Source organism: Rhodopseudomonas sp. B29 (assembly GCF_000333455.1).
GTDB lineage: Bacteria > Pseudomonadota > Alphaproteobacteria > Rhizobiales > Xanthobacteraceae > Rhodopseudomonas.
Genome location: NZ_BADD01000312.1, coordinates 1 through 7,846, shown reverse-complemented (window position 1 = coordinate 7,846; position 7,846 = coordinate 1). Strand labels below are relative to the sequence as shown.

Sequence of the window (7,846 nt, the reverse complement as noted above, 5' to 3'; positions counted from 1 at the left end):
GGATTGCGTCGTCGCTTCGTTCCTCGCAATGACGATCTGCAATTACTTCGTCATGGCCGGGCTCGTCCCGGCCATCCACGTCTTTCTCGCAATCAGCTCAGCAAGACGTGGATGCCCGGCACAAGGCCGGGCATGACGAGATATTTGCGTGTGGAAGCGAAGATCGCGGCTTAGCCCGCCGCCATCTCGCTACGAATCTCGGCGCGGAGTTCGTCGATCAGGCGGAGGCCCTTGGCGGTTTCGACGTGCCAGAAGGTCCAGCCGTTGCAGGCTTCGGAGCCTTGCGCCACCGCGCCGATGCGGTGGATCGAGCCGACCTTGTCGCCCAGCATGATGGCGCCGTCGGCGCGGACCAGAGCGCCGTGGCGTTTCTTGGAATCGACCAACCTGGCGCCGGGCGAGATCATGCCGCGTTCGATCAGTTCGCTGAAGGCCACCCGCGGGGCATCGCGGGCGGTGACGAAAGGCTTCAGCGTATCTTCCGGCAGCGGCTCGACCGCGTCGATGCGGGCGCGGGCGGCTTCGGCGTAGGTACTGTCGCGCTCGAAGCCGACATAGCGGCGGCGCAGCCGTTTGGCGACGGCGCCGGTCGTGCCGGTGCCGTTGAACGGATCGACCACGAGGTCGCCGGGCTTCGACGAACTCAGCAGCACACGTGCGAGTAGCTGTTCAGGCTTCTGGGTCGGATGCACCTTCTTGCCGTCGGCGCCCTTGAGGCGCTCGTCGCCGGTGCACAGCGGAATCAGCCAGTCGGAGCGCGCCTGCACGTCTTCGTTGGCGGCCTTCAGCGTTTCGTAGTTGAAGGTGTAGCCCTTGGCGTTCTCGTCGCGCGCCGCCCAGATCATGGTCTCGTGCGCGTTGGTGAACCGCCGGCCGCGGAAATTCGGCATCGGGTTGGTCTTGCGCCAGACGATGTCGTTGAGCAGCCAGAACCCGAGGTCCTGCATCATCGCGCCGACGCGGAAGATGTTGTGATACGAGCCGATCACCCAGATCGTCGCCGACGGCTTCATGATGCGCCGCGCGGCGAGCAGCCAGGCGCGGGTGAAGTCATCATAGGCGGCGAACGATGAGAACTTGTCCCAATCGTCGTCGACCGCATCGACCTGCGATTCGTCGGGCCGCTTCAGGCTGCCCTTCAGTTGCAGATTGTAAGGAGGATCGGCGAAGATCAGATCGACCGACTTGGCCGGAAGCTTCGACATCTCGGCGACGCAATCGCCGACGATGATCTCGTGCTCGGACGGATACTCGAATTGAGTGCGGGGCGCCTTTGCAGACGCCCCGCGACGCGACACAACCATGACTCAACTACTCTGACTCATGTGACGCCGTCGGAGACGCGGGACTAAACAACCGACTGGCCGTCACCTTGCCGGCTCAAAGTAAAAAACGACTTAATTGGAAATGATTTTGCGACGGTGCGAACCGAAGCCGCGCGAGATTGTTTTCGTCGTCGGCGTCTGTGGGTAGCCGGAGACGGGTTGGGGAGTTTGCGCGCGTGATAAAGGCTTCGCTTTGCCGCGAGGCCGATTCGCCTGCGTGTACCAAGCCGGCTTCGCCGGAGTGCACTAGGCAATATTTGCCGGGCAGGGTAATGCTGATGATTGCGGGCCGACCGGGGCGGCCGCGTAACCGAGGACAGGCTGATGCGTTTCGATGATTTCCGCCGCAGCGACGACGTCGAGGACCGGCGCGATCAAGAGGGGGGCGGCGGAGGCGGCGGTGGGTTCGGATTTCCGATGGGCGGCGGCGGCCTCGGCATCGGCACTATCGTGGTGCTGGGCATCGTCGGCTGGGCGCTCGGCATCGACCCGCGCCTCTTGATCGGCGGCGCAGAGATTTTGACGGGCGGCCAACAGCAGCACCAGCAGGTCGATAACGGCCCCGGCAAGCGCGGCGCGCCGACCGATCAGATGGGCAATATGATCGCGGGTATCCTCGGCGAAATCGACGACCGCTGGAGCGAAATCTTCAAGGCGAACGGCCAGACCTACACGGGAACGAAGATCGTGCTGTTTCGCGACGCCCCCACGGCGGTCGCTGCGGCATGGCGCAATCGGCGATGGGGCCGTTCTACTGCCCGCCGGACCGCAAATCTTCATCGACACCAATTTCTTTAAGCGGGTCGAGACCCGCTTCCACGGCTGCTCGGGTAGCGCCTGCCAGTTCACCGCCGCCTACATCATCGCCCACGAGGCCGGTCATCACGTCCAGAACCTGCTCGGCATTTTGCCGCGGGTGACGCGGCTGCAGCAGCAGGCCGGCTCCCGCGCCGAATCCAATGCGCTGCAGGTCAAGGTCGAACTGCAGGCCGACTGCCTGTCGGGCGTCTGGGTCAATCGTGAGCAGAAGAAGCGGCCGAACTTCCTCGAAGACGGCGACATCGACGCCGCGCTGACCACGGCCGCGGCGATCGGCGACGACACACTGCAAAAGAAAGCCACCGGCCGCGTCGTTCCCGACAGCTTCACCCACGGCTCCGCCGAACAGCGCAAGCGCTGGTTCATGACCGGCTATCAGCAGGGCACGGTCGCGGCGTGCAATACGTTCGGGGCGGAGCGGTTGTAAGTCTTACCTCGCGGACGTCATCCTGAGGTGCGCGCCACTTCGGCGCGCCTCGAAGGATGACAGCCAAGGTGCGTAGCTCATCCTTCGAGGCTCGCTGCGCTCGCTCCTCAGGATGACGATCTTTGCGTTGAGATGCAGCAAGGACTGTTGATGGCCACGTCGGACCAACCCAAGCAATTCATCCCGCTCAACATCGCCGTGCTGACGATCTCCGATACGCGTGCATTGGCCGATGACAAGTCCGGCACGACACTGGTCGAGCGGCTGCAGGGCGCCGGGCATACGCTGGCGGCGCGGGAGATCGTGCAGGACGATGTCGAGGCGATCCGGGCGGTGGTGAAGAGGTGGATCGCCGATCCGGGCGTCGATGCGATCATCACGACCGGCGGCACGGGATTCACCGGCCGCGACGTCACGCCGGAGGCGATCGAGCCACTGTTCGAGAAGCGGATGGACGGATTTTCAATCGCCTTCCACATGATGAGCTGGGGCAAGATCGGCGCCTCGACGATCCAGTCGCGCGCGACCGCTGGCGTCGCCGGCGCGACCTACATCTTCTGCCTGCCGGGTTCGCCCGGCGCCTGCCGCGACGGTTGGGACGGTATCCTGGCGGCGCAGCTCGATTATCGCACCCGGCCGTGCAATTTCGTCGAGATCATGCCGCGGCTCGACGAACATCTGCGGCGCAGCAAAAGCTGAGGGCGCACTGCGGCGACCTGCTCTGCGTGCGGGTTGCTTGACAGCGCGCCGCCCAAGCGAAACCATCGTGTCAAAGTAACAACAATCGCGCCGTGCCCGGCTTTCCGCGGCGCGGCATGATGGAGGACACGATGGGCGAGATCGTTTCACTCGAGGCGCTGGCGGCGCAGGTTCAAGACGGCATGATGGTCGCTGTGCCGACCGACCGTGCCGGCGTCGCAATGGCGGCGACAGCGGCGATCATCGCGCGGCGGCCGAAGAACCTGCATCTCGTCTGCGTCCCGGTCAGCGGCATTCAGGCCGACATGCTGATCGGCGAAGGGCTGATCGCGACGCTGGAAACCAGCGCGGTGACGCTCGGCGAGGCAGGCGGCGCGCCGCGATTCGGCGACGGCATCAAGACCGGCGCCTTCACTATGAAGGACGCGACCTGTCCGGCGCTGCTTGCCGGCCTGCGCGCCGGCCAGATGGGCATCCCGTTCATGCCGATCCGCGGCATCATCGGCAGCGATATCCTGGGGGTGCGGCCGGACTGGAAGGTGATCGACAATCCGTTCGCCGAAGACGATCCGATCGTGGTGGTGTCGGCGATCAGGCCCGATGTCGCGCTGTTTCATGCGCCCGAGGCCGACCGCTTCGGCAATGTCCGCATCGGCCGCCAGACCGAACTCGCCGCGATGGCTTACGCGGCCAAGACCGCGCTGGTGACGGTCGAGCGCATCGTCGAGACCTCGCTGCTCGCCGACGAAGCCACCTCCGGCGGCGTGCTGCCGGCGCTGTATGTCGGCGCCATCGCCGAGGCCAAGCACGGCGCCTGGCCGCTCGGTCTCGCGGGTGAATACGTCACCGACGATGCCGAACTGGCTCGCTACGCCAAAATGGCGCGCTCGCGCGAGGGCTTCGCCGCCTATATGCAAGGCTTCGCCCAGAAGTTCGAGGCGGTGGCATGAGCGCGATGCGAGCCACTCCCCGCGAAATCCTGATCTGCACGATCGCCGATCTGCTCGACGGCGTCCGCACCGTTGCGGTCGGCGCGTCGTCGCCGATTCCCGCCGCCGGCGCGATGCTGCTGCGCGCCCGCAACGAACTCCGCGGTCGCGAATGCGTCCGTGTCGTCGTGCTCGGCTCGCGTGACCACAACTTCTTCACCAACGGCGCATTCGAGCTGTTCGACGCCACGGCGCAGGGCCGGATCGACGCGTTCTTTCTCGGCGGCGGCCAGATCGACGGCCAGGCGAATATCAACCTCGTCGGCACCGGTGACTATCCGCAGAGCAACGTCCGTTGGCCGGGCTCGTTCGGCTCGGCCTTCATGTACTATCTGGTGCCGCGCGTGATCCTGTTCCGCGAGGAGCATTCGCGCGTGTGCTGGTCGACAAGGTCGACTTCGTCAGCGCACCGGGCGTGACCGAGGGCGTGCATCGCACCGGCGGGCCGCACGCGCTACTCACAGGTCTCGCGCTGTTCGATTTCGACAAGCGAGGCGCCGCTTCGCGCTGCGCAGCGTTCACCGCGGCAGCACGGCCGAGGATGTTCGAGCGGCGACTGGGTTCGACTACGACGTTCCGGAGCGTGTGCCGTTCACGCCGGAGCCGGACGCGCAGATGCTGGCGTTGCTACGCGGCCGCGTTACCGACGAACTCGCGGAGTGCTATCCGCAGTTCGCTCAGGCGATGGTGGCGGATCGGGCTGCCTGAGGCTCCGCTTCAGCTGACGGAGTCTTAGGCACAGGCCGTCGAACACGGCATGTAGCACCGCAGCCATTGCGGCGCGTCGCAGCGCCCGTCCACGCTGCGTGTGGAAGGCGATCAGTTCTGCAGTGACGCGCCGCGTGTCCTCGCGACGCGCCGGACTCACAGCGTCAGCTCCCACGTCTCGCCGGTCAGTTCCGGGCCGAACATCCTGTGCGGTTCGGTCCCGACCAGCTTGAAGCCGGCCTGCTGATAGATGCCGCGCGCGGCGACCAGGATGCTTTGCGTCCACAGCGTGATGCCGCGATAGCCTGAGCGACGGGCGAACGCGATGGCTTCGTCGACCAGTCGCCTGCCGATGCGCTGGCCGCGCGCCTGCGGCGTCACCAGCAGCAATCGAAACTTGGCCATGCCGCCGCCGGCATCGACAAGAAACAGCGAGCCGGCCTGCACGCCCTTGTATTCGGCGATCCAGCAGCGCTCGCGCGAGGGATCGTGCTTGGCCAGGAAGTCTCCGGCGATTTGCGCGACCAGCGCTTCGAACGCGGCGTTGAAGCCGTATTCGGCGGCGTAGAATGCGCCATGGCTCTGCACGATCCAGCCGATGTCGCCGGGCCGCGGTTCGCGCAGGATCGGCGGCGGATGTTGAGTCGACGACATCGTGCGCTGGATCGTCGCCATCGCGGCGACGATTTCGGCACGATCATCCGGCGCTAGTGCTGCAAGCATCCGGCCGACATCCTGCTGCGAGCTCCGCTCGAGCTTGGCGTAGGACGCGCGGCCCTTTGCGGTCAGCGACAGCAGATGCTGGCGACGATCGGCAGGGGACGGCGTGCGCTTGATCAGCCCGGCCTTGTCGAAGCTCTGCACGATCCGGCTGAGATAACCGGCATCGAGCCCGAGCTCGGCGGCGATCTCGGTCGCCGTCACATGCTCGCGCTGCGACAGCTCGTACAGCACGCGCGCTTCGGTCAGCGAATACGGGCTCGCATAGAGATGCTGCTCCAGTACGCCGAGCCGGGCCGTGTAGAAGCGGTTGAAAGCGCGGACGGCTTCGACCGTCTCGTCATTTGTCAGATCCTGTTGCACCGGACTTTGCTCTTTCCATCGCCATGTCGCGGCGATGGAACCATCCAAACCGATATACTTGCTTCCGTCAACTAAATAGTTGCCGAAAGCAAGTATATGTCGACGAGGTTGCGCTCGCTCGGCGCGAACGTGAAGGATCAGGCGGCGAGAATGACGCGACTGCGCAGCAAAGTGCGGGACGAGCGGCCGAGCTGGCGCACCAGCGTCGCTTCGGAGCGGCCTTCATCGTGGCCGCCGAGCCGGTCGTAATGATCGCGGGCGATCAGCAGGCCTTGTTCGGTGTCGCCCTTCAGCGTCCGCAGTACGCTGACCAGGCTGTCGCGCCAGCCGCTCTGCGCATAGGGCGAGCGCGCGTAGCGAAAGATGCCGGCGCGCGGCTGGCCGCTGGCGGCGACGCCCTCGACGAACTGAGTGGCTTCCTCGATCCACGACGCATCGAGCACCGCGCCGGCATGCAGGAACATCAGCCAGGGTGAGCGCGCCTGGCGGGCACCGGCTGCCAATGCTGCCGGGCGCGAACCCTCGAAGCGCAGAAAGGCGCAGCCCGCCACGTCGGCGACGCGTTCGATCACGTCGTTGCCGCTGCGATCGACCAGGATCACTTCGCGCACCACGCCGGCGGCGGCGCCGGCGACCAGCGATGCCAGCGTGGCAACCGCAGTCCGCTCAATTCCCTCGGTGGCGACGATGACGCTCAACATGCCGATCAGGCGACCCTTTTGCGACACTGCGCGCCATCGTTAGCACCTCGTCGCAGCGAAATCACCGCGAATCGTGGCATTGCAGCATCAAGGAGCGCGTGGCCTCACCGTTAACTCCGCGTGCCTGTGACATTTCCGATTTCGTTCTTGCTTTGTTCTTTCGACTCGCTATCTTTGGCGCATGAGCAGAGCATCCAGTGCCCTCAAGCGCCCGCCGGTCACGGCGCCCTCCGAGCCGGTGGGCGCGCCTCCCTCTTTCCCGATCGTCGACACCGCCGCCGGTGTCGCGGTCGAGCAGCAACGTCGCCGAGGCCGTGGCGCTCAGTCCAACGCCTCAGGCCGTTTCGAGGCCGAAGCGCGCGTCGCTTTCGACGACGGCTGGCAGAGCCTCGAAGAACTGCCGCCGTTCAAGACCACGGTGTCGCTCGACACCGCCCGCAAGGTCATCACCCGCAACGACTCGCCGGACATCGGCTTTGATCGTTCGATCAATCCCTATCGTGGCTGCGAGCACGGCTGCGTCTACTGCTTTGCGCGGCCGACGCATGCCTTCCTCGGCCTGTCGCCGGGGCTCGAATTCGAGTCGCGGCTGTTCGCCAAACCGGACGCGCCGGCGCTGCTGGAGAAGGAGCTGGCGGCGGCCGAATACGAGCCGCGGATGATCGCGATCGGCACCAACACCGATCCGTATCAGCCGATCGAGCGCGAGCGGAAGATCATGCGCGGCGTGCTCGAAGTACTGGAGAAAACCGGCCACCCGGTCGGCATCGTCACCAAGTCGGCGCTGGTCGTGCGCGACATCGACATCCTGGCCCGGATGGCGCAGCGTCAGCTCGCCAAGGTGGCATTGTCGGTCACGACGCTCGATCCGCAACTGGCGCGGACCATGGAGCCGCGGGCCTCGACGCCGTCGAAGCGGCTCGAAGCGCTGAAAATGCTGGCCGACGCCGGCATTCCGACCACCGTAATGGTGGCGCCGGTGATCCCGGGGCTCAAAGAATGGAAATCGAGCGTATCCTCGATGCCGCCGCCCATGCGGCGTCAAGGAAGCGAGCTACGTGCTGTTGCGGCTGCCGCTGGAAATGCGCGACCTGT

5 protein-coding genes and 3 pseudogenes are annotated in these 7,846 nt (G+C 65.7%); 5 read left to right on the top strand and 3 right to left on the bottom strand.

The window, feature by feature from the left end; genetic code table 11:
• Positions 1 to 170: 170 nt before the first annotated feature.
• A complete protein-coding gene (locus I5M_RS11490; RefSeq protein ID WP_022721537.1) occupies positions 171 to 1,304 on the bottom strand; it encodes a site-specific DNA-methyltransferase in 1,134 nt (377 codons plus the stop codon).
• Positions 1,305 to 1,649: 345 nt separating this feature from the next.
• On the opposite strand from I5M_RS11490, the pseudogene I5M_RS29565 reads away from it, so the two are divergent.
• From I5M_RS29565 to I5M_RS29560, 4 genes and pseudogenes are all read left to right on the top strand, one after another.
• Positions 1,650 to 2,571: pseudogene (locus I5M_RS29565) on the top strand (neutral zinc metallopeptidase).
• 150 nt (positions 2,572 to 2,721) lie between these two features.
• Positions 2,722 to 3,270 carry a molybdenum cofactor biosynthesis protein B gene (gene moaB / locus I5M_RS11480; RefSeq protein ID WP_031336102.1) on the top strand — a complete coding sequence of 183 codons (549 nt, stop codon included), beginning with the start codon at positions 2,722 to 2,724 and terminating at the stop codon, positions 3,268 to 3,270.
• A 131-nt stretch (positions 3,271 to 3,401) separates the two neighbouring features.
• Positions 3,402 to 4,220 carry a CoA transferase subunit A gene (locus tag I5M_RS11475; protein WP_031336101.1) on the top strand — a complete coding sequence of 273 codons (819 nt, stop codon included), beginning with the start codon at positions 3,402 to 3,404 and terminating at the stop codon, positions 4,218 to 4,220.
• Positions 4,217 to 4,967 (top strand): annotated as a pseudogene (locus I5M_RS29560) (CoA-transferase). The gene I5M_RS11475 and the pseudogene I5M_RS29560 overlap by 4 nt, the downstream one beginning before the upstream one ends.
• Positions 4,968 to 5,123: 156 nt before the next feature.
• Here the strand turns inward: I5M_RS29560 and I5M_RS11465 are convergent.
• Entirely contained in the window at positions 5,124 to 6,050 is a 927-nt protein-coding gene (locus I5M_RS11465; protein ID WP_022721534.1) for a helix-turn-helix domain-containing GNAT family N-acetyltransferase, read from the bottom strand.
• A 137-nt stretch (positions 6,051 to 6,187) separates the two neighbouring features.
• The gene (locus I5M_RS11460) at positions 6,188 to 6,751 is read right to left on the bottom strand and encodes a glycosyl transferase (RefSeq protein ID WP_031336100.1); all 564 of its coding nucleotides are present in this window, start codon (positions 6,749 to 6,751) and stop codon (positions 6,188 to 6,190) included.
• A 181-nt stretch (positions 6,752 to 6,932) separates the two neighbouring features.
• Between I5M_RS11460 and I5M_RS29555 the strand changes: the two are divergent.
• Positions 6,933 to 7,846, top strand: a pseudogene (locus I5M_RS29555) (PA0069 family radical SAM protein); the annotation flags it as partial.